This is a genomic window from Myxococcus qinghaiensis, from assembly GCF_024198215.1.
GTDB lineage: Bacteria > Myxococcota > Myxococcia > Myxococcales > Myxococcaceae > Myxococcus > Myxococcus qinghaiensis.
The window spans coordinates 25,893-45,914 of record NZ_JAKCFA010000015.1; the positions used below are offsets into that span (position 1 = coordinate 25,893).

Here is a 20,022-nt window from a genome sequence, read left to right on the forward strand (position 1 = left end):
GCTCGCTCCCGGCCCCGGTTGTCTTCCCTCTCCACTCGACCTCATCCATTCAGCCGTTCCGGAATTCGCACCGGGGAGCGCAACTATTTCCGGACTTCAGTGTTTCGACCCTTGGGGGAGTCTTTTCCCCCTTCGCGAACCAACTGAAGGAGCACCTCCGGATGATTCGACGCCTCACTCTGACCCTCGCCGTGTGCGTGGCCGCATGCGCACCCGACGAGGGCCCACCCACACCCCACACCCCCTCCCTCGACGCGCCAGGACAACAGGAGCAACGCGCCGAGCCACTCGAAACGCCCACCGAACCCAACGCCCTGCGATTCCTGGAGCAGGCGACCTTCGGCCCCCGGCAGTCCTTTGGCGCTCCGACGCCGCCCATCGACACCGTCGAGCACGTCATGGCGGTGGGCATCCGTCAGGCCATCACCGACCAGATCGCCGCGCCGCGCTCCACCTTCGACGGCCTGGCGACCCAGGACCTGGGCTCGCAGTTCTTCGTCCATGCCATCCATGGACAGGATCAGCTCCGGCTGCGGGTGGCCTTCGCGCTGAGCCAGATTCTCGTCGTCTCCCAGAATGGCATCCCGAATCTCATGTCCACGCCGGAGTCCGAGCCGCGCGTGGCGATGGCCAGCTATCTCAACCTCCTGTCCCAGCGCTCGTTCGGCAACTTCCGCCAGCTCCTGGAGGACGTGACGCTGCACCCCGCCATGGGCACGTACCTGGACATGGCCAACAACCGGGCCTTCAAGCCCAACGGCCAGCCCATCGAGCCCAACGAGAACTACGCGCGGGAGATGCTCCAGCTCTTCACGCTCGGCCTCCACAAGCTGAAGGAGGACGGCACCCCGCTGCTCGACAACCAGGGCCGGACGACGCCCACGTACACCGAGGCGCAGGTCCAGGCGTTCGCCCACACCCTCTCCGGGTGGACCTATGACGCCCCCACCTGCCCCGTCATCGGCCGCACGAACCCGCCGACATACGCGGCGCCGATGATGGACTGCGTGGTGAACCACGACAGGACGTCGAAGGAGCTGCTCCGAGGCGTGTGGACCACCCCCAACGGCACGCCTCGCCAGCACCTGAAGGAAGCGCTCGACAATGTCTTCGACGACCCGAGCCTGCCGCCGTTCGTCTGCAAGCAGCTCATCCAGCACCTGGTCACCAGCAACCCCAGCCCCGAGTACGTGCAGGACGTGGTCAACATCTTCAAGAACAACGGCAGCGGCGTCCGGGGAGACCTGCGAGCGGTGGTCCGCGGAATCCTCCAACACGACGAGGCCCGAGGCCCCGTGCCTCCCGCCGCGCAGCTCGCGACGTTCGGCCACCTGCGCTCGCCGACGCTCCACGTCACCACGCTCGTCCGGGGCCTGAAGGGAACACTCGACACGTCGGGCGGGCTGAACCCCGGAGAGCTCCTGAGCGGCTGGAGCGAGTCCATGGGCCAGTCCGTGCCCCGTCCGCCATCTGTCTTCAGCTACTACCCGCCCAACGCACCCGCCCCGGGCGGCGGAGGACTGCTCGGTCCCGAGTTCGCCATCCTGGACACGGCCACCATCACCGCGCGAGCCAACGTCACGCATGACCTGCTCTTCGGCGGCGCCACGGCCAGCGACGGCGTCCTCATCGACCTGGACATCCTGCCCGCCAACTCCAGCAGCCTGGTGCAATGGCTCAATCGCTACTGGCTGCACGGCACCATGTCCACGGAGCTGCAGGACATCGTCCTCAACGCCATCTCCCACCCGGATGCCGGCGACACCCAGCGCAGGAAGAAGCTCGCCGTCTACCTCACGTCTCTCGCCCCCGAATTCCAGATCCAGAGGTAGCCCATGAGCTTCTCACGACGACAATTCCTCCGTGGCACCTCGCTGGGCCTGGGATATCTGGCGGTCTCATCTCCCATGCCCGGCTGGCTGGGAAACGCCGCCGCCGCGACGCTGTCTGGCTATGCCGGCTACCGCGCGACGGTGTGTGTCTTCCTGCTGGGCGGCAATGACACCAACAACGTCCTCGTTCCCCGGGACAGCATCAACCACGGGCTGTACCTCGACGCGCGGGACACGCTCGGCATCCCCCTGAACGAACTGCGGCCCATCAACCCCGTGGGCATGGCTCCAGGCGCCTATGGGCTCCATCCCTCGCTGGAGAAGCTCCAGGCGCTGTTCGAGCAGGAGCGCGCGGCCTTCGTCTGCAACGTGGGGCCGCTCACCCTGCCCATGCGAAAGGTGAACTACGAGTTGGGCAACGTGCCCCGGCCCGACAACCTCTTCTCGCACAGCGACCAGCAGGACGCCTGGGCCAGCGGCATCTCCAACCCCTCCTCCGTGGACCTGCCTCCGGAGCTCGAGGGCAAGGCCACCGGCTGGGGCGGACGCACCGCCGACCGCCTCCACACGCTCAACCCCGGCGACTACCCGGAGGTGACGTCCTTCGGCGGCAAGGCCCTCTACACCACGGGCGCCGAGCGACAGGCGATGATGGTGTCGTCCTCGGGAATCCTCGAGATGAGGGGGACGAACGACGGGGCCTTCAACACCCTGCGCTCGGAGGCGCTCGCGGACGTGGTGGCCGTCCACAACAACGTCACGCTGGAGGCGTCCTATGGCGGCGTCTTCACCACCGCGCAGACGTTCTCCGCCGCGCGCGCCGCCGCGCGACAGGCCGCGTGGGAGGCGCTGCCGCTGGCGACGCAGCAGTACATCGAGAGCCGCTTCGCCCCGCCGCAGGGCACGTCGGGCTGGACGCTTCCCAAGCAGCTCTTTCAAGTGGTCAGGGACCTCATCGCCGGCGCGGCACCGTCCGCGAGCGGTGGGCTCGGCGTGCGCCGCCAGATGTTCTCCGTGGGGCTCGGCGGCTTCGACACGCACGTGGGCCAGGAGGCCACGCAGAACGCCTTGCTCCTCCAGGTCGACTTCGCGCTGAACGCCTTCCAGGAGGCGATGACCCGCCTGAAGACAGAGGGCCTCTTCGGCGCGAATCCTCCCCAGGCCACGCTCTTCACCATGAGCGACTTCGGACGGACGCTGGCTGAAAACTCAGACAAGGGCTCCGACCACGGCTGGGGCAGCCACGCCATCGTCCTGGGAGACCGTGTCCAGGGCCGCCGCCTCCACGGCACCTACCCCAACCTGGACCTGTCCGCCGGCGCCATGAACAACCTGGACTCCGTCGACGCCAAGGGCCGCTGGTTGCCTTCACTCTCCGTGGACCAATACGGCTTCACCCTGGCGTCGTGGCTGGGACTGGGGGGCCAGGCTGATCGCGACCACGCCTTCCCCAACCTGACCGGCTACGTCGCCGCGGCGACCTCCGGGGGCTTCCCCGCCGCCGCACGCTCCTACCGGATTCCGTTCCTCCTGTCGGACCCCTGAGCCGCGGTTCTCAGAGGGGCGCGGGATCACTTTCACCTTCATCGACCCCGCGCCCCTCGACCTCGTGCGTCACCCCACTCCGGTGTCAACAATGACAGCCCGAAAATGGTAGGGCCCTTCCGTTGTTTCGGGCCCTACCTGATAAACCCTTGAAACCGGTGTGTTCGCTAACATACTGTGCGCATGCGTTCATGTTTCGCATGGGCGCACTCATTTTCACTTGAGGGGGACATTCCATGGCAGCCGACGCAGCGACGAACGTTTCCGACGCCCTGGCCACGGTGGACAATATCGCCATCCAGGTCGAGCAGGCGTTGTACAAACTGTATCTGGCCGTGAGCGGTACGGGTTTCAAGTCCATCACCGACAAGATTGCCGTCATCTGGACGCCGGTACGCAACGTGCTGAGCTCGGTGCTCAAACAAGTCGAAGGGCTCATCAAGCCGCTGATGGACCCGCAGGTCGTCACCTCCATCAAGGACGTGCTTGAGGCGGGGCGAGACCTGGTGAACTCCACGTTGGACTTGCTGCCTGACTCCGCGCGGAACCTGGCGCTGACGGGACAGCGCTTCCTGAACATCATCGTCGACTTCGTGGGAGCGGGCGTCGAGCACATCGTCGCCATCGTCGACCTGCTGCTCAACGTGGGCAAGGCGATCATCGGCGAGGTCTCCACGCTGGCGGCCGCCACCATCGCCGCGCTGCGCAAGACGGGTGTGCAGATTCCCGCCACCAATCCCTGATTCAACCCCAGTCGTCTGTCACAGCTGCTGGTGTGTCGCGGGCGTCTTGGCTCGCCGCCAGTGTATTCAGCGTGTCGTCACGGCCCTGCGCACGCTTTTCTCAATCCATTGTCTATGAATAGGACCGTGCCCCGCCAGGGGTGGGCGTGAGCCCAGGTACGCGGTCCAGGGAACCTGCACCCGGAGCAGGGTTTTCCACCCCCTCGCATGCGAGGGTCGGGGAGCGTATGGCCACAGGTCTCATCATTCCTGGTGTCCAGGTCACGGTCGTCAAGGAAGTGTTGCCCCAACAGCTTGCACCGTCTGGGGTTCTTGGAATCACAGGCTTCTTGGAGTCAGCCAACGGCACGGTCGTCCGCGCCAGCAGCTGGTCTCGCTTCCTCGAGGTGGCCGGGCGCGCGAGCGCCTACAGCCTCCCGGAGGCGCGCCAGGCGTTGGACAATGGCGTCTCCGAGCTGGTGATTTCGCCCCTCCCCGCCACCGCGGGCGCCACCGCGTCGATCGCCGTCGCGGCCGACAACAGCAAGTATCCGCCGGGGCACGTGGGCGACAAGTTCGGCGCGACCTTCATGGCGCGAGCTCCGGGCCTGTGGGCCAACGGAATCACGCTGAAGGTCACCTACCGGAACAACATCGACCTGACGGTGTCGTTCGACGTGGAGGTCACCCACCCCGCCAGCGGTTCGGTGGAGGTGCTGCGCAACGTGAACTCGGCGTCGCTGACCTCGACGCTGGACACCTCGTCGTTCATCAAGGTGGACACCACGAAGGGCGTGGGCTGGCCCACCGCGGGTACGTACACGCTCGCCACGGGCAAGGACGCCACGCCGGACGACTACGCCACGGCGCTGGGCCGGCTGAAGGACCAGCCGGACGTGGACCTGGTGCTCGCGGCGGTGCAGGACTTCTCCGACCGGGCCAAGCTCACGCGCATCTACGGCGACGTCATCAGCCACTGCAACACGCTGAGCGGCGAGAGCAAGGGTCGACTCGGCTTCGGGCAGGTTCCGCCCGCCGGGACGCTGGTGGAGAACGCCCAGCTCGCCTCCAACCTGGTCAGTGACAGGTTCGTGCTCGTGGCGCCCCACGGCACGGTGGGCGCTGTCGCCGGCCTGGTGGGAAGCCTGGCGCCGCACCAGTCGCCCACGTTCAAGCGCGTCTCCGGCCTGAACGAGACGCTGGTGAGCGTGGAGGACCAGAAGGCGCTGTTGCGAGCCTTCACGGTCCCCGTCGTCACGGAGCGTGGCCGGGGCACCATCGTGGTGCGCGGGCTGACGACGGACGGCGACCAGATCAACGTCCGCCGCGTGGCGGACCGCGCGGTGCGCACGTTGAAGATGGTGGGTGACCTGTTCATCGGGTTGCTCAACAACGCCGACGGGCGCAGTGCCCTGAAGCAGAAGCTGGTGGAGGCGCTGGTGCAGATGCAGAAGGACGGCGCCATCGTCCCCTCCACCGACGGGAAGGATCCCGCCTTCAAGGTGGAGGTCTATTCCTCGCAGGCGGACTTCGCGCTCGGAATCGTCAGGGTCAACATGGCCGTCAGACCCGTGCGCGCCATTGATTACATCTACGCGACCATCACGGTCCAGGTCTGATGAGGGAACGCACCGATGCCAACGGTATTCTCAGCCAACCGTAGCAGCATCCTCGTCGACGGAGAGGCCGTGGACGGCCTCCAATCCATCGCATTCCGTGTGGTCACCGAGCGCGAGGACATCCGCGCCATCGGCTCCAACGAGCGCGTCGACGTCATCTTCGGCCTGCGCACCGTCATCGGTGAGCTGGTCATCCGCTCCGCGGCCGTGAAGCTGGACACCCTGCTCTCCGAGCGCGGCAAGTTCCAGCTCGTGGCGAACCTCAAGCGCACCGAGGGCACGGACGACACGCGCACCCTGTCCTTCGACGACTGCTTCGTCGAGGGCAAGTCGTTCCAGATGGACGCGCACGGCAGCGCCGCCACGACGTACGCCTTCACGGCGACGCGCATCCGCGAGGAGTAGGCCGTGAGGGAGGCGCCCGCCAGCTCACGCACGGAGTCCGGTGCGGCGCCGATCTCCCTGGAGATCGACGGCCGGACCTTCCACCTCCACCCCGGAGTCAGCTCCGGGGCGCTGGAGGTGGAGTGCTCCACCGGCGAGCGTCTCGCACTCCATCCTTGGAGCTTCGAGGCGCATCTGCGGGCGCTCGACCTCCACGCGCGGCTGGATGGCGCGGGCCTGGCCTTCGATACGGAGGGCTTCGCCTTCGATGTGCTGCGGAACTCGGGGGTGCCGGAGTCGCTCCACGCGGAGCTGGCACCGCTCGCGCTGTGGTGGGCCGTGGGTGGGGCGAAGGAGCCTTCGCCCGGGACGCCGCCACCGGGTTGGGTGCAGGCGGGTGACGTGATGGCCCGGCTGCGGCCCTGGACGTTCTCCGAGCGCTCCCGGGCGCTCGAGGACAGCCTGACCTCACAGCCGGATGGCTCGAAGGAGCTGAGCCTGGAGCGCTACCTGCGCTCGATGCTCTCCGTGTCCGTCGTGGAGCGGCTTCCCTCCACGCCGCTGGAGTCGCTGGATGGGGCGAGCACCGCCGCGCTGCTGGAGGCCGTGGTCGCGCTCAACGCGGGGGACGAGCGCGCTGAAGACCGCACCCTGCAGGCCTCCGACACGGAGTCCCGCGTCCTCGCGGAAGTGACGTTGAAACTCTGTCGTGCCCTGGGGTGGACGCCTTCCCAGGTGTGGGCCACTCCCGCCGCCGAGGTGGACCGGTTGCTCGCGATGTTGCAGCTCACGGAGCCCCGTGCTCCCACCCCGGCCCCGACTCCGAGGCCGAGGGGACTCTCCGACTTTCCCGACGCGGTGGTCATTCAGGTGGAGGACGACTGATGCGCACGACGTTCACCACCTCGGAGCTGACCTCGCGACTCGCCCGCCCGGCGTTTCGGGCACTCGAAGGTGTCGCTCGACAGCTCGGCGTCAAGCTGCCCGCTCAGGCGCGGGACGCTGACTCGCGTGAAGAGTCCTCTCACGCCGCTCAGGGACCTTCCGTGGAGGAGACGCGGGCCCCGGCTTCGCATGGCCATGCTGCCTCGGGGCTGCTCTCGCCGCTGGTTCGGCCTGGGTCTGTCGGTGCCTCCCTGGCTCCCGCCGACACCTCGCCCAGGTCCGTCTCGTCCTCGCCCATCCCCGTCACGCCGAGTTCCCCGCGCGCTTCCGAGGTCAGTGCGTCCGTGAGCCGTGCGCCCGAGGAGTGGGCCGCATCGCCTCGCGACCTGGCTGCGTCCAAGAGCCGCTCCGGGATGTCCTCGTCCGACGAACTGGCACGCTCCACGACGAGCATCGCGCCCCTCTCGGCCAGCGAAGTGACGCCTTCCACGAAGAGCATCGCCCCCCTCTCGACCAGCGAGGTGGCGCCTTCCTCGAAGAGCATCGGGCGGCCCTTGGCCAGCGACGAGGCTCCTTCCTGGAAGAGCATCGGACGGTCTTCGGCCAGCGACCCGCGCGACGCGGGACTGGTGCACGCGGCCGACACGAGCGCCACGAGCGCTCAAGCGCTCCATCCGACGTGGCCCGAGACGGGCGCGCGGCACGCGTCCTCGTTGCCCTCGGACTTCTCGGCGGGCGCCTCGCGACGTTCGGAGTCGCCGGAGAGGGTCGCGCCTGCTTCGAGTCACACCGCTGAAATGGCGCCCGCGCCGTCACCGAACAGCGCTCTCGTGGAACCTGTCTCCACGAGCAACGATGCGGCCTCCGGGCTCCGCGTCTCCGTCAAGTCCTCGGAGCCACGACCGCTTCAGAAAAAAGTCGTCCGACTGATGCGGCCGTTGCCGCCTCCCTCCGAGGCTCCGGCAACCGAGGGCGGCCCCGCGCATCAGCGTGTCAGTCCGCCTACCGCACGCCTCGCGGACGCTCACTTGAACGTCCCTCGCCACGACGCTCCGGAAGCCGTGCAGTGGGCGCGCTACGAGAACGTCACCTCGACGGGCGCCACGCCGCGGCTCCCCGAATCTCCGGCCGAAGCCACCGACGAGGCGCACACGAGCGTCGCGCCAGTGCTCCCCGTCCTGCGCGTGCTGTCCGCGACGCCGGCCGCGGTCCACGCACCTACCGCCGCCTCGACGACGCCCACCGCGGCTCGCGCTCCGTCCGAGGCCGTGACGACGACGCCCGTGGTGCGCCCCATCGCGCCCTCGGGTTCACGGCCCAAGGCCCGGCTCACCTTCACCCCGCCCGAGCCCGTGGCTCCCTCGTCGTCGCCCGAGCCGGAGCGCGCGGTGCCTCCTGCGTCGCTGGCCACGTCGCAGGTCGCGCGGCAGGTCAACCAGGGCGTGACGCCCGTGCTCGAACGAGCGCAGCAGCTCACGCACGCGTCCCTCACCATCGACCGTTCCTCACACTCCACGACGACTCCTCCCAGCGCGGACTCCGGCGCCAACGCGGCGGTCCGCAACACGTTCAACGTGAACGTGCAGGTGGGCACTGACACGGCGACGTCGGGCATGGACCGGCGCACGCTGGAAGACACGCTGGTGGACATCCTTCGCGAGACGGCACGCCGTCACGGACTGGAGGTCTGAGCCCATGGCCGGCATCGGATACTCCGTGACCATCGGCTCGCTCCGCGCCTCCAACAAGGCCCGCCAGGGGCAGGCCTTCATCCGCTCCATCACCAGCGAGCTGACCATGGACGGCGCGGGCGGCCGGTGCACCGTGGAGCTGGTGCCCTCCGACGCGGGCCTCCCCACGCCGGGCGACAAGACGACCATCGAAATGGATGGCGGCAACGGCGCCGTCACCGTCTTCACCGGCGTGGTGCTGGAAGCCCGAGGCTCCACGGATACGTCCCTCGTCCTGGGCGGAGACGCCCTGGCGAAGCTCGCGCGGCTGGACGTGTCGGGCGCCTATGAGCAGATGTCCGCCGGCTCCATCGTCCGCGAGCTGGTGAACAAGGCGGGCGGCACGCCGGGCACCATCGACGACGGCCCCACCTTCCCCAGCTACGTGCTCCACCGCGGCCCGCGCGCCCTGCGGCACATCCTCCGGCTCGCGGAGCAGAGCGGCTTCGACGTCTTCACGGACGGCCAGGGCAAGGTGCACTTCACGGCGCCCAAGCAGGGCGGCGCGGACCACACCTTCGTCTACGACTCGCAGGTGCTGCGCACGCAGGTGGCGAAGCCGCTGCCCGCCATCGACGGCTTCGAGGTCTGGGGCGAAGGCGCCGCCAGCTCCCAGGGCGAGAAGAAGGCGCACTGGCTGGTGGACGACCTGGCCTCCATCCATGGCAAGGCCGCGCTGGGCACCACCGGCAAGGTGCAGGCGGGCTCCACGGGCAAGAGCTCGCGCGAGGTGAAGGACGGCTCGGTCCGCGCTGGAGCGGATGCGTCCGCGCAAGCCAAGGCCCGCGTGGGCGCGCTGGCCGCCCGTCCGCTGCATGGCTTCATCGAAGTGCTGGGGGCGCCGGCCGTGAAGCCTGGCGACCTCGTGAAGGTGGACGACATCCCGGAGGGCCACCCCGTGGAGGCCCTGCTGTCCGGGAAGGTGCTCCGCGTCCGCTCGGTGCGTCACACCCTGAATGCCCTCACGGGCTTCACCACCCGGATGGAACTCTGACATGCCCGTCCGTATCGGAAAAATCGAGCTCATCGGGCTCACGCAGATCTACACCGAGGACGCGCGCAACCTCGTGCAGCAGCGCGTGCCCGGTCAATCCGGCAGCGTCTTCCAGGACCTGGGCCGCGAGCCCGTCACCGTCGTCATGGAAGGCCTGCTGCTCGGCGACGACCCGCAGGCCGCATTGGAGGAGCTGCGACAGGCGCAGATGAAGGCGACGCCGATGTCGTTCGCCTCGGACGCCATCGCCGGCGCGGACCTCACCGACGTGCTCATCGCGGACTTCCAGGTCCGTCAGCTCGCCGGCCACCAGAACCGCTTCAGCTTCTTCCTGCGCGTCAAGGAGTACGTCGAGCCCCCCGCCACCCAGGACGCGGGCGTCGGCGCGGTGAACGACGCGGTGGCGGACGATGCGCAGTCCTGGGCCAAGGGCTCCACGGACGCCGCGGGCGTGCTCCAGAACCCCGAGTCGCTGATGGACGCCGTCGGCGAGAACCCGGACCTGCTCAGCCACCTGTCGCCAGATGAGCTGGGCTCGGTGGTCAACGGCACCAAGGGCTCGCTGTCGGGCAAGAGCTTCGGGAGCCTGATGGGCGCGCTCGGCAAGGTGAACCCCGGCGCCATCATCGGCTTCGTGCAGTCGCTCAGTCAGGCCGGCAGCCTGGGCGAGTTCATCGAGAAGCTCGCCACCGAGGGCATCAACATCCTGGAGCAGATGACGGGCCTGGACCTGGGCGCCGCGCTCGACATCGTCAAGGGCATCGCTGGCGCCGGAGACTTCCTCGCGAAGCTCCAGGCCGTGGGCAAGGAGGCCGGCGCCCTGGGCTCGGCCATCGGAAGTTTCGATCCGCTCGGGCCCTTCAAGGACTTGGAGAACCTTCCGTGAGCACGACCGCCGATATCGTCGACAGCATCACCCGACTCGTCATCGCCGTGGACAACCTGCTCAAGACGGACACGGTGAACGCCATCGTCAGCCTGGTGCGCAGGTTCGGCATCGGCGCCCCCGTGAAGGTGGGCGTGGACGCGCTGGGCAGCGCGCTGGAGCTCATCATCGGGTGGATCGCCAAGCTGGAGCAGGTCGCGGCCATCCCCGACCTGCTGGAGCAACTGACTCCCGCGCTGGATGGCCTGAAGGCCATTGGCGACAAGTCCGAGCAGGAGATGCGCGACATGGGCATGGAGGCGCTCGCCCCGCTCGCCGGCGCGGCCCACGCGGCGCACCTGGTCCTCGAGAAGCTGCGCGCCGGCGCCGTCGTCATCCTCCAGGGCTATCTGCCCAAGCAGTCCCTCGCGTCCCTTCGCGAGTCCGTCATCGCCGTCAAGGCGACGCTCAAGGCGCTCGGTGAGGCGCTGCTCGCCGCGCCGCCGGCCACGACGCCCGCCCCCTCGCTGGGCGCTGGAACGATGCCGCTGCTCGCGGGAGGCCTGACGTGAGCGACCTGGTCACCATCATCCGCTCCATCATCCGGGACGAGCTGGCCTCGCTGCGCCTGGGCGACCTGGGCGTGGTGACGAGCGCCTTCCCGCACGCGGACGGCGACGCGAACAACCACGAGTGCCACGTGAAGCTGCGCGAGAGCGGCCTGGAGCTGCGCCGCGTCCCCATCGCCACGCCGCACATCGGCATGGTGAGCGCGCCGCACGCCGGAGACCTCGTCGTCATCACATATCTGAATGGCGACCCCAACCGCCCGGTCATCACCGGACGCCTGTACTCGGACAAGCTCAACCCGCCCATCCACGAGGCGGACGAGTGGCGCGTCGTCTCGCCTCCGAATGGCAAGACGTCCATCGCCATCGACCAGGAGCAGTCGGTGGTCATCACCGCCGGCGAGACGGTGGTGACGGTGAAGCAGGACGACGTCATCACCATCAAGGGCAAGACGGACCTGACGCTGGAGGTGGAAGGCAACGTGCAGCTCAAGTGCACGGACTGCACGGTGGACGCGTCCGGGAAGATCGACCTGGGCAAGGGAGGCAGTGGCGTCATCACCGAGATGAGCCACAAGTGCTACTTCACCGGCGCTCCGCTCAAGGGCTCCAAGGACGTGAAGGCCAAGTAACCATGCCTGCACCGAGCGGAAGCGAAATAGGCGCCCTGGCGAAGAGCGCGATGCAGTCCGCGAGCCTCCGGGGAGAGAACGCCCCGGACCTGGCCACCGCGCTCGGTGATGCCTGCGGTCAGGCCTTCACGCTCTTCGCCTCCATGGCCATGGTGACGCCGGGAATCCCCGCCGCCGCGCCACCGCCTCCGGGCGCGGGCAGCACCGCCGGGCCCGGGATGATGCTGCCTCCGCCCGCCGGGGGCCCCGGGGCGTCGCAGATAGAGCCCATCGCCAAGGGGCTGCTCGCGTCGAACAAGATCAACGGCGAGCAGCGCGACGCGCTGGCGAAGGCGATTGCGCAGACCGTGGAGCAGGCCCTCATCCTCTTCACCACGCAGGTGATGGTGGCGCCGGGAATCGCCATCGCGGGCTTCGTGACGTCGTCGCCCGGCAGCCTCATGGGCGCCGCTCCCGCCAAGCCCATGCTCCAGCCGATTGCGTTGGGCTTCCTGATGGCCGGTGGCATCCGGGGCGAGAACGCGCCGGACCTCGCGGGCGCCATGGCCGAGACGCTGTCCAACGCGCTCACGCAGATGATGACGCGCCTCAAGGTGTCCCCGGGCATTCCCAGCTCGCCCGGGGCGACGGCGGGCCCGGGGAGGTTGCTCTGATGGCGGACGAGCTCAAGACGGACCTGCGCCTGAAGTTCAGCGAATCAGGCGGAGTGGACCTGGACTGGTCCACCGACACCGGCGCGACGACGGTGAGCGGCAAGGACAACCTCATCCAGGCCCTGACGATGCGGCTCATCGTCTACCGGGGACACCTGGAGCAGCTGGGCCACCAGCGCTACGGCAGCCGCGTGGCGGACCTCATCGGCGAGCCGATGGACCGCGCCAATCTGGATCTGCTGCGCCGCTACGTGCGGCAGGCCATCAAGGAAGACCCTCGCGTGGACGAGGTGACGCAGCTGAGCGTCACGGCCCGGCCGGATGTGCCGGGCGCGGTGGATGTGCGAGCCCGCATCAAGGCCATCACCGGTGAAGCGGTGGAGTTGGGACTGGCGCTCGACCTGGGTTGAGCGCGGCGGCGTGGGCAACGGGTACGGACACGACTTCGGGAGAGCGTGATGAACGGCAAGGAAAAGCAGGGCATGAACGGAGTGCTGACCCTCGAGCTGCTCAACCTGGATGGCTCGCTGATGGAGCGCCGTCGGGTCCCCAACCTCATCACCACCGCGGGCAAGCGGTTGGTGGCCGAGCTGCTGATGGGTCGGGTCAACGGGCTGCCCGTCAACTGGTCCATCGTCGTGGGCACGGGCACCGCGGCGCCGTCCACGGATGACATCGCGCTGCAGGACCTGGCGGCCGAGGCCGTGGACCCGGCGCCCAGGGTGGAGGTCATCGACCAGGGCGACAACCCCAGCCTGGTGCGCGCCAAGGTGGCGGCCACCCTGCCCGCCCTCACCGATGCCACGGTGCAGCCGCTCACCGAGGCCGGCATCCAGGTCACCCTGGGGGAGAACACGAAGATCCTCTTCAACCGGGTCCGCTTCGAGGAGGTCAATCGCGGCTCCAACATGATCATGAACATGACGTGGGAGATCTCCTTTTGAGCCTCATCCCTCCCGAGACAACCACCTTCAGCGCCATCGTCGAACGGCTGCTGGAGAACATGGGGCCGGGAACGGACCCCAACGCCGGCGGCATGGCGCGAACCCTGGCCGAAGCCTATGCACGGGAGATGGCGACCTTCTACGCCATGATGGAGCTGGCCCACCGCTCCGGCTACCTCGACACGGCGGAAGGCGCCGCGCTGGACAACGTCGTCGCCGTGCTGGGCCTGAAGCGCGCACGCGCCGGACGCCTCACCGGAGAGGTGGAGCTCAGCCGCGCCGCTCCCGCGCCGGAGGACATCGGCATTCCCGCGGGACGTCAGTTGACGGGCCTGGCGGCGGACGGCAAGCCCCTCCCCCTCTTCGAGACGCTCGAGGACGCCACCCTGCGCAAGGGCGACACGCGGGTCCTCATCCCCGTGCAGGAGATCCAGGACGACTCGGGCTCCGCCGCCGGGTCGCCTCCCGTCGTCAATCCCTTCCGGCTGACGCTGATGCCCAGGCCCATCCTGGGCATCGAGGCCGTCACCAACCCCGCGCCCCTGCAGCGCGGCTCGGACGACGAGACGGACGAGAACCTGCGCGCTCGCGCACGCACCGCGCTGCGAGATGGTGAGAAGGGCACGGTGGAGTCCATCGCCGCCGCTGTGCGCCAGCAGGGCGTGCAGCAAGTCACGGTGCGTGAGCCCGCGGACGCGCCTCCCGGCGTCGTCGATGTCCTCGTCGGTGACACCGACTTCGAAGAGGACGTCGAGGGCGTGGCCCGCGTCGAGGCCGCCATCAAGAAGACGAAGGCCGCCGGCATCCACGTCCGCATCCGCTACGCGAAGACCATCTTCTTCCAGTTGGACTTCCAGGTGGAGCCCACCGACGCGGAGATGGACGAGGTGACGTTCGACCGGCTCCGCCGCGAGCTCCAGCAGACGCTCTCGCTCTACCTGCGTGAGCTGCCCGTGGGCGCGTCGGTGAGTCGCCGCAAGCTGGAGGCCCTCCTCTTCGGCAACCCCGCGGTGCGCCGCGTGAGTGAGCTGCAGGCGAACACGTTTGTCTGGGGCACCGACTCCGAGACCTCCCTCCAGAAGGTCCTCGTGCTCGAGTCGGGGAGCCGCCTGTACGGCGCCAACCGCGACTGGAAGATGGAGCCCCTGGAGGCCGCGCGCATCGACCTGGATCTGAAGCCGCCGCGCATCACCCGCCTGCGCGCGCCGACGTGGCGGCTGAGCCTGGTCGTCTCGCTGTCCAGTGGCGAGGCTCGCACGCCGGAGCAGGTGCGCGAGGCCCTGCGAGGCGCGCTGGACGTGTACGCGGCGCGGCTCTCCGAGGACGCGCAGATGGGTCGCGAGGCGAAGCTCACCTTCGACTCCTTGCAGCAGAGCCTGAGGTCCCAGGCGCGCATCGAGGCGCTGCTGGGCTGCGACGTCACCCTGGAGACCGGCCTCACCGTGTCCCTGGTCGTGGCGCAGACGCCCGTCAACACCTTGCCCGCTCAAGTCACCCAGCTCGCGGTGCGGGCCGACGTCCGGCTGCTGTTCAGCGGGGCAGAGCTGGTGGGTGTCGGATGAGCGCGGACCAACGCAGCCGTCGCATGGTGGGCTACCTCCCGCCCGTTCTGCAGTCTGGAACGAAGATCAACCTCTTCTTCTCCACGCTCGCCCGCGAGCTGGAGCAGATGGAGGGAGGCCTGACGCGGCTGATGCGTTCGCGCTGGCATGCGCTCGCGCGGGGCTTCCCCGTCGGGGACTCACTGGAGGCCAAGGAGGGCTCGGAGCTGGGGCGGCTCGCCGCGCTCTACGGCTTGCTGCCTCGCCAGGGAGAGTCCTCCGAATACCTCCGTCAGCGAGTCGCCACGGTGGTGGAGCTGCACCGCACCGGCATGGCCTCCGCGCCCGCGCTGCTCCGGCTGGTGTCCCTGGTCTACATGGCACGGCAGCCTCCGGAGATCTTCTGGGAGGGAGACCTGGCGGTCGGCCTCTTCTCCGTGCCGCGCATGGACGGCACCTGGCGGACCATCCGCGTCGAGCTGGAGGACAACCCGGCAACGCCGTCGAGCGCGAGCTTCCGCAACGTGAGCGGTGGCCAGCGGGTGCTCGCCGCCAATGGAGGGCTGAAGGTCGCATCGCCGGCCATCTCCCTCAAGGCGACGGAGCGGGAGATCGCCGTGCCCATCCTCCGCCACGAGCAGGCCGGGCTCGACCTCATCTTCCTGGGCAGGGTGCCCCTCGGCTCCACGCTGCTCCTGCGGCATGAGCGACCGGCCTTCATCGACGGGAGCCCCGTGGCGAATCCCGTCATCCGGGCCCACCCCACCCGCTTCTCCAGCCTGGAGGACCCGGGCGTCCTCACCCGCTTCGACACCCCCGACGCCCGCTTCTCCGTGTTCGAGAACAACCAGCGCGTCCCGGACCTGGTGCTGGGCGAGAACCACTGGCGCTACGACACGTTGGACCGGAACCAGGTCGCCTCCTATCTGACCAGCTGGTCCACCGAGGAGCGCGATGCCGCCATGGCACACGCCCTGCCTCAACGGAACACGCCGCGCGCGGACCTGCGCCTGGACTGGACGGAGATAACGCCCGCGACCTGCACGCTGCGCATCCCCATCGACCATGTTCCACCGCATCTCCAGGTCCCCAACGAGGACCAGGTGGTGCCCGGGCTGCCCGGACTCGTGAAGGAGCTCGCGGCGGCACTGGAGTACGGCCGCTGCGCCGGAGTGCGCACGCGCATCGAGTTCACGCTCCCCCTGCCGTCCGAGACGCTCGTCCTGAGCGAGGGGCCCCTCCGGATGGAGGTCACCACGTCCTTCGCCGAGACGTTGGAGTCGAAGGATGCGCTCACCTCGTTCGGTTCCAGCATCGAGCTTCACGAACAGTTCCCCGAACCCCAGGAGAAGCTCGCCTGGGACGGCGTCTTCTCCGCGACCCGCTTCGATACCTCGAGGTTCCAGTCATGAGTGAGCCCTTCTACCCCGCGAAGTCCGGTGACCCCATCCTGGCGGACACCTGGAACAACATGCAGATCAAGACGCGCGACGAGATTCGCGCGCACACCCACCGCGGCGCCGACGACGGCCGGCAACTGGATGGCGACAGCATCTCCGCTACCTCCTGGCTGAAGGTGAGCCGGGTGGACGCGGCGGTATCGCTGTCCGTGGGGGGCGTGGACCTGGCCAGCAAGCTGAGCACCCTGGACACCCAGAAGCTGGCCCTCGCCGGTGGCAGCCTCACGGGCCCCCTGTCGGTGAATGCCAACGTCGGCATCGGAGTGGCGGCGGGGACCAAGCGGCTGCTCGTGGTGGCGCCGGGGAGCGGCAACCAGAACGCGCCCCTGGAGCTGCGCAGCGGTGGTGACACGGGCTGGGGCATTGGCGCCGTCATCCGGACCACCGGCGGCACGGAGGGCGCGGGGCTGGTGCTGAGGAGCCGCGCCAAGAGCTGGCAGCTCCGCGGTGAGCAGGGCGCCACCGCCACCGGCCTTCAAATCACCGAGGACGGAGGCGACGCGGACACGGGCTCGGGCCTGGGCACGCCGCGCATCCACATCAAGTCCGGCGGCAGCGTGGGCCTCAACACGACGGACCCGCAGGGCGCGCTGGACATCCGCCTCACGGGGGCCGCCGCCGGGTTCGACAGGTTCGTGGTGAACACGACGACGGACTGGGGCAGCGGCGCGGCGCAGGTGACCATCGGCGCCGGCGGTGGCACGGGCCTGATGATCAACAACCCCCACGTCATCTGGCACAAGACGGAGAACCGCGCGTCCATCCGCTACGGCTTGAGCGGCGGCGTCGCCACGGGCCTGTTCTGGGACGTGGGCGCCCGCGTGGGCAATGCGTTCTCCTTCAGCGTGAACGGCACCCAGACGATGTGGATGGGCGCGGACGGCAGCGTCGGCATCGGCACCGTGACGCCGGGCGCGCGGCTGGACATCCAGGGCGGCGGCCTGCGCGTCAGCGGCGCCATCATGCCCTCCATCGGCAACGCTCCGGGCAATGGCATCCAGTTCCCCGAGGACGCGTGGGGCGGCACGGGTGACGCGGCCTTCATCCGCTACTACCGCGTGCCCAACCCGCTGCCGGGTGAGGAGGAGAACGGCCGGCTGGTCATCGCCTGCACGAACGAGCCGGGCGACTCCATCATCTTCAACCAGGCCGGCGCGGAGCGGATGACGCTCGTCAATGGCTTCGTCGGCGTCGGGACGCCCCGTCCGTCCACGCCGCTGCACATCCTCCAGCAGGCGTCCAACTCGGGTCTGCGCATCCAGGAGAACACCTCCGGCCGCTTCATGGACATCTGCTTCGAGGGCCAGGGCACGTTCCACCTGTTCCACAGCAACGGCAACGGCCAGTGGATGCAGCAGGACGGAATCTGGCGTGGCCCGTCCGACGCGTCGCTCAAGGACAACATCACGTCCCTCCAGGACATCCTCCCGCGCGTGCTGGCGCTGCGGCCGGTGAGCTTCAACTGGAAGAACACCGGTGACCTCAACCTGGGCCTGGTGGCGCAGGAGGTGGAGACGGTGTTCCCGGAGCTGGTCAGCGAGCTGAAGCTGGAGTCCGCGGGCGGCAAGGTCATCAAGGGGCTGGCCCACCAGGCCTTCAGCGTGCTCGCCATCGCGGCCCTCAAGGAACTCAAGCAGCAGTACGACGAACGATTGGCGGCGCTCGAACAGCGTCTCCAGAACCAGGAGCTGAAGTCATGATGGATGCGATTGAAAAGCGCCTCGCGGAACTCCGGGCCGAGCACGAAGCAGGACAGAAGATGATGGCGGAGCTGGAGGCGAAGCGCTCGAACCTGGTGCAGACGATGCTTCGAATCGAAGGCGCCATGCAGGTGCTCCAGGAGCTGCTGCCCGCGAAGGCCGAGGGCGGCGCCGCCACCGTGACGGACATCAAGGAAGCCGCTCGCTGATTCCTCGCACGACGTCAGGACTTCCCCATGAGTGATACGCGCGTCGGTGCCACGCTGACCTATACCGGGACGGCCACGCCTCCCACGGCCGCACAGGTTCCGGTGGACACCGCCGGCCTCGTCGTCGCCCTGGACGTGCCGGCGGGCGTGGTGCTGGTGCGCGCGGCACTCACCGTCCGCGCGCCGTCGGACGACGTGACGGTGAACCTGGCGCCCACCGCCACGCTGGCCACCAGTGGCGGGCAGACGGTCCTGGACCCCGGGCAGCCCATCACCTGGCTCAGCCTGGACTGGGGGGCGCGGCGTCCCCTGTCCTCGGTGGATGTGCGGCTGCCGGCGTCACCCACGCAGGCGGAGAAGAAGGGGCGACTGAGCGTCGCGGAGGGGGGCGCCTGGTATCCCCCGACGCCGTCGGACACGGTGTCGGTGAACGCCGTGGCGCCGCTGCCGGGCATCCTCGCCAGCCGCTTGCTGGTGGAGTTCGTGGAGGCGAGCAGCACGCCCCCTCCCGTGGGTACGCCGAAGACGCTGGCGGCGACCCAGGTGGCGAGCATCGCCCTGCGCGCGCCCGCGCGGCCTCCTGACCTCACGGCGACCGTGGGCGTGGGCGCGGGCTCGCTGTTCTTCCACCATGCGCTGCCGCTGCTGCCCCGACAGGAGCTGGTGCTGGAGGATGCGTTGAGTGATGCGCTTCAGCGCGCATGGCCGGTGGACCTCAAGTCCGGCGCGGTGGCGGTGGCGCTGCGCTCGTCGGGGCTGGGCATGTTCGACCGCGTCCAGCTCGCCCTGGACACGCTGGAGGTCATCCAGCGCTGGAGCGACGGCGCGGAGAGCCAGGCGCTGGCGGTGGACACGGACAGCCTCGTCTCCGCGCGCGTCACCGTGCCCAGGGACCGCGCGCTCTCCGAGGTGCGCTTCCACGTGCGACATCAACTGCGCGACGAGGACCTTCCCCTCGCGCCGCGTCCGCCCTCGCTGCCCGCGCTGTCCCACCACTGCGGCTCCGGGTACTCCGCCGCGCAGGCCTTCCGCTCGACGCGCGCCATGGGCCCGCTCGCGGCCTTGGATCTCCACCTGCGTCCGCTGAGCCGGCGCGTGGTGGGCACCCTCGCCTTCCACGCGGATGTGCATGACCGGCCCGACGATGCGCCCCTGGCCGGCGCCTCCATCCCCCTGTTGCTGGAGGAGGAGGGCTCGCCACCGTGGGCCGCGCGCTGGGTGGCGTTCACGCCTGGCAAGCCGCTCGCGCTTGGAACGGGCCCGTGGTGGGTCGTCCTCACGGTGGACGAAGGGGATGTCCTCTGGAGCCTCACGGACCATGCGGAGACCGCCCCCGCGCCGGGCACGTTGACGCCTGGCACCGCGCTGCATCGCACGGAGGCCATGGGCCCCTGGCTGCCTCGGGAGCCTGGTCTTCCGGGAGCGGAAGAGGACGGGGAGGCACTCTGGGCCTGTGCGCGGCCACGCCTGCGTCCTCTCACCGCCGCGCCACCGCCACCGCCGCGCCTGCAGCTCCGCTGGGGCACGAAGGTGCTGGAGGTGACGGCGGGCAGTGACGGCACCGTCGCGCTGGATGCCAAGGCCCTGGCGTCGCTCACGCCGCCTGGAGGCAGCACGGGGAGTCCGCCGCCGCTGGAGGTCCTGGTCCAGTCGCGCGTGGCCGGCGACATCACCCTCTCCGCGCTCCAGGTGGTCATCCCCCGGCGGGACACCTACGCGCTCTTCCCGAGATAGCGAG

20 protein-coding genes are annotated in these 20,022 nt (G+C 69.2%); 19 read left to right on the forward strand and 1 reads right to left on the reverse strand.

Translation table 11 applies throughout. The features are described 5' to 3' along the window. Nucleotides 1-161: 161 nt before the first annotated feature. The 6 genes from LZ199_RS26625 to LZ199_RS26650 all read left to right on the forward strand — a co-directional run bounded on the left by LZ199_RS26625 (nucleotide 162) and on the right by LZ199_RS26650 (nucleotide 6,987). Nucleotides 162-1,832, forward strand: a complete 1,671-nt coding sequence (locus tag LZ199_RS26625; RefSeq protein WP_253996577.1) for a DUF1800 domain-containing protein — start codon at nucleotides 162-164, stop codon at nucleotides 1,830-1,832. A 3-nt stretch (nucleotides 1,833-1,835) separates the two neighbouring features. Then, entirely contained in the window at nucleotides 1,836-3,377 is a 1,542-nt protein-coding gene (locus LZ199_RS26630) for a DUF1501 domain-containing protein (RefSeq protein WP_253996578.1), read from the forward strand. A 236-nt stretch (nucleotides 3,378-3,613) separates the two neighbouring features. Continuing rightward, nucleotides 3,614-4,120 carry a hypothetical protein gene (locus tag LZ199_RS26635; protein ID WP_253996579.1) on the forward strand — a complete coding sequence of 169 codons (507 nt, stop codon included), beginning with the start codon at nucleotides 3,614-3,616 and terminating at the stop codon, nucleotides 4,118-4,120. Between the two features lie 329 nt (nucleotides 4,121-4,449). Further along, entirely contained in the window at nucleotides 4,450-5,718 is a 1,269-nt protein-coding gene (locus tag LZ199_RS26640) for a phage tail sheath C-terminal domain-containing protein (RefSeq protein WP_253996580.1), read from the forward strand. A gap of 15 nt (nucleotides 5,719-5,733) precedes the next feature. Continuing rightward, nucleotides 5,734-6,123, forward strand: a complete 390-nt coding sequence (locus LZ199_RS26645) for a hypothetical protein (RefSeq protein WP_141640601.1) — start codon at nucleotides 5,734-5,736, stop codon at nucleotides 6,121-6,123. Between the two features lie 3 nt (nucleotides 6,124-6,126). Continuing rightward, the gene (locus LZ199_RS26650; protein WP_253996581.1) at nucleotides 6,127-6,987 is read left to right on the forward strand and encodes a hypothetical protein; all 861 of its coding nucleotides are present in this window, start codon (nucleotides 6,127-6,129) and stop codon (nucleotides 6,985-6,987) included. Nucleotides 6,988-7,135: 148 nt separating this feature from the next. Here the strand turns inward: LZ199_RS26650 and LZ199_RS26655 are convergent, their stop codons facing one another. Next, on the reverse strand, nucleotides 7,136-7,642 hold the full coding sequence (locus tag LZ199_RS26655) for a hypothetical protein (protein WP_253996582.1): 507 nt from the start codon (nucleotides 7,640-7,642) through the stop codon (nucleotides 7,136-7,138). Between the two features lie 373 nt (nucleotides 7,643-8,015). On the opposite strand from LZ199_RS26655, the gene LZ199_RS26660 reads away from it, so the two are divergent. From LZ199_RS26660 to LZ199_RS26720, 13 genes are read left to right on the forward strand one after another with little or no spacing between them, the layout of a single operon-like run. Continuing rightward, nucleotides 8,016-8,678 carry a hypothetical protein gene (locus LZ199_RS26660; protein WP_253996583.1) on the forward strand — a complete coding sequence of 221 codons (663 nt, stop codon included), beginning with the start codon at nucleotides 8,016-8,018 and terminating at the stop codon, nucleotides 8,676-8,678. 4 nt (nucleotides 8,679-8,682) lie between these two features. Beyond that, nucleotides 8,683-9,711 (forward strand): hypothetical protein, encoded by a 1,029-nt coding sequence (locus tag LZ199_RS26665; RefSeq protein ID WP_253996584.1) that lies wholly within the window; start codon nucleotides 8,683-8,685, stop codon nucleotides 9,709-9,711. A 1-nt stretch (nucleotide 9,712) separates the two neighbouring features. Beyond that, on the forward strand, nucleotides 9,713-10,597 hold the full coding sequence (locus LZ199_RS26670; protein WP_253996585.1) for a hypothetical protein: 885 nt from the start codon (nucleotides 9,713-9,715) through the stop codon (nucleotides 10,595-10,597). Further along, complete coding sequence (locus LZ199_RS26675; protein WP_253996586.1) at nucleotides 10,594-11,148, forward strand: hypothetical protein; 555 nt, start codon at nucleotides 10,594-10,596, stop codon at nucleotides 11,146-11,148. The genes LZ199_RS26670 and LZ199_RS26675 overlap by 4 nt, the downstream gene beginning before the upstream one ends. Beyond that, on the forward strand, nucleotides 11,145-11,777 hold the full coding sequence (locus LZ199_RS26680; protein WP_163867038.1) for a phage baseplate assembly protein V: 633 nt from the start codon (nucleotides 11,145-11,147) through the stop codon (nucleotides 11,775-11,777). Before LZ199_RS26675 ends, LZ199_RS26680 begins: the two co-directional genes overlap by 4 nt. A gap of 2 nt (nucleotides 11,778-11,779) precedes the next feature. After that, nucleotides 11,780-12,430: a hypothetical protein gene (locus LZ199_RS26685; protein WP_253996587.1), complete on the forward strand. Its 651-nt coding sequence runs from the start codon at nucleotides 11,780-11,782 to the stop codon at nucleotides 12,428-12,430. Continuing rightward, nucleotides 12,430-12,840 carry a GPW/gp25 family protein gene (locus tag LZ199_RS26690; protein ID WP_253996588.1) on the forward strand — a complete coding sequence of 137 codons (411 nt, stop codon included), beginning with the start codon at nucleotides 12,430-12,432 and terminating at the stop codon, nucleotides 12,838-12,840. The genes LZ199_RS26685 and LZ199_RS26690 overlap by 1 nt, the downstream gene beginning before the upstream one ends. Before the next feature lie 48 nt (nucleotides 12,841-12,888). Then, nucleotides 12,889-13,374, forward strand: coding sequence for a hypothetical protein (locus tag LZ199_RS26695; protein ID WP_253996589.1), 486 nt, complete (start codon nucleotides 12,889-12,891; stop codon nucleotides 13,372-13,374). Continuing rightward, on the forward strand, nucleotides 13,356-14,936 hold the full coding sequence (locus LZ199_RS26700; protein ID WP_253996590.1) for a baseplate J/gp47 family protein: 1,581 nt from the start codon (nucleotides 13,356-13,358) through the stop codon (nucleotides 14,934-14,936). Before LZ199_RS26695 ends, LZ199_RS26700 begins: the two co-directional genes overlap by 19 nt. After that, complete coding sequence (locus LZ199_RS26705; RefSeq protein ID WP_253996591.1) at nucleotides 14,933-16,327, forward strand: hypothetical protein; 1,395 nt, start codon at nucleotides 14,933-14,935, stop codon at nucleotides 16,325-16,327. Before LZ199_RS26700 ends, LZ199_RS26705 begins: the two co-directional genes overlap by 4 nt. Then, nucleotides 16,324-18,075, forward strand: coding sequence for a tail fiber domain-containing protein (locus tag LZ199_RS26710; RefSeq protein ID WP_253996592.1), 1,752 nt, complete (start codon nucleotides 16,324-16,326; stop codon nucleotides 18,073-18,075). Before LZ199_RS26705 ends, LZ199_RS26710 begins: the two co-directional genes overlap by 4 nt. Next, complete coding sequence (locus tag LZ199_RS26715; protein ID WP_253996593.1) at nucleotides 18,072-18,284, forward strand: hypothetical protein; 213 nt, start codon at nucleotides 18,072-18,074, stop codon at nucleotides 18,282-18,284. Before LZ199_RS26710 ends, LZ199_RS26715 begins: the two co-directional genes overlap by 4 nt. Before the next feature lie 27 nt (nucleotides 18,285-18,311). Then, on the forward strand, nucleotides 18,312-20,018 hold the full coding sequence (locus tag LZ199_RS26720; RefSeq protein ID WP_253996594.1) for a hypothetical protein: 1,707 nt from the start codon (nucleotides 18,312-18,314) through the stop codon (nucleotides 20,016-20,018). Nucleotides 20,019-20,022 lie beyond the last annotated feature (4 nt).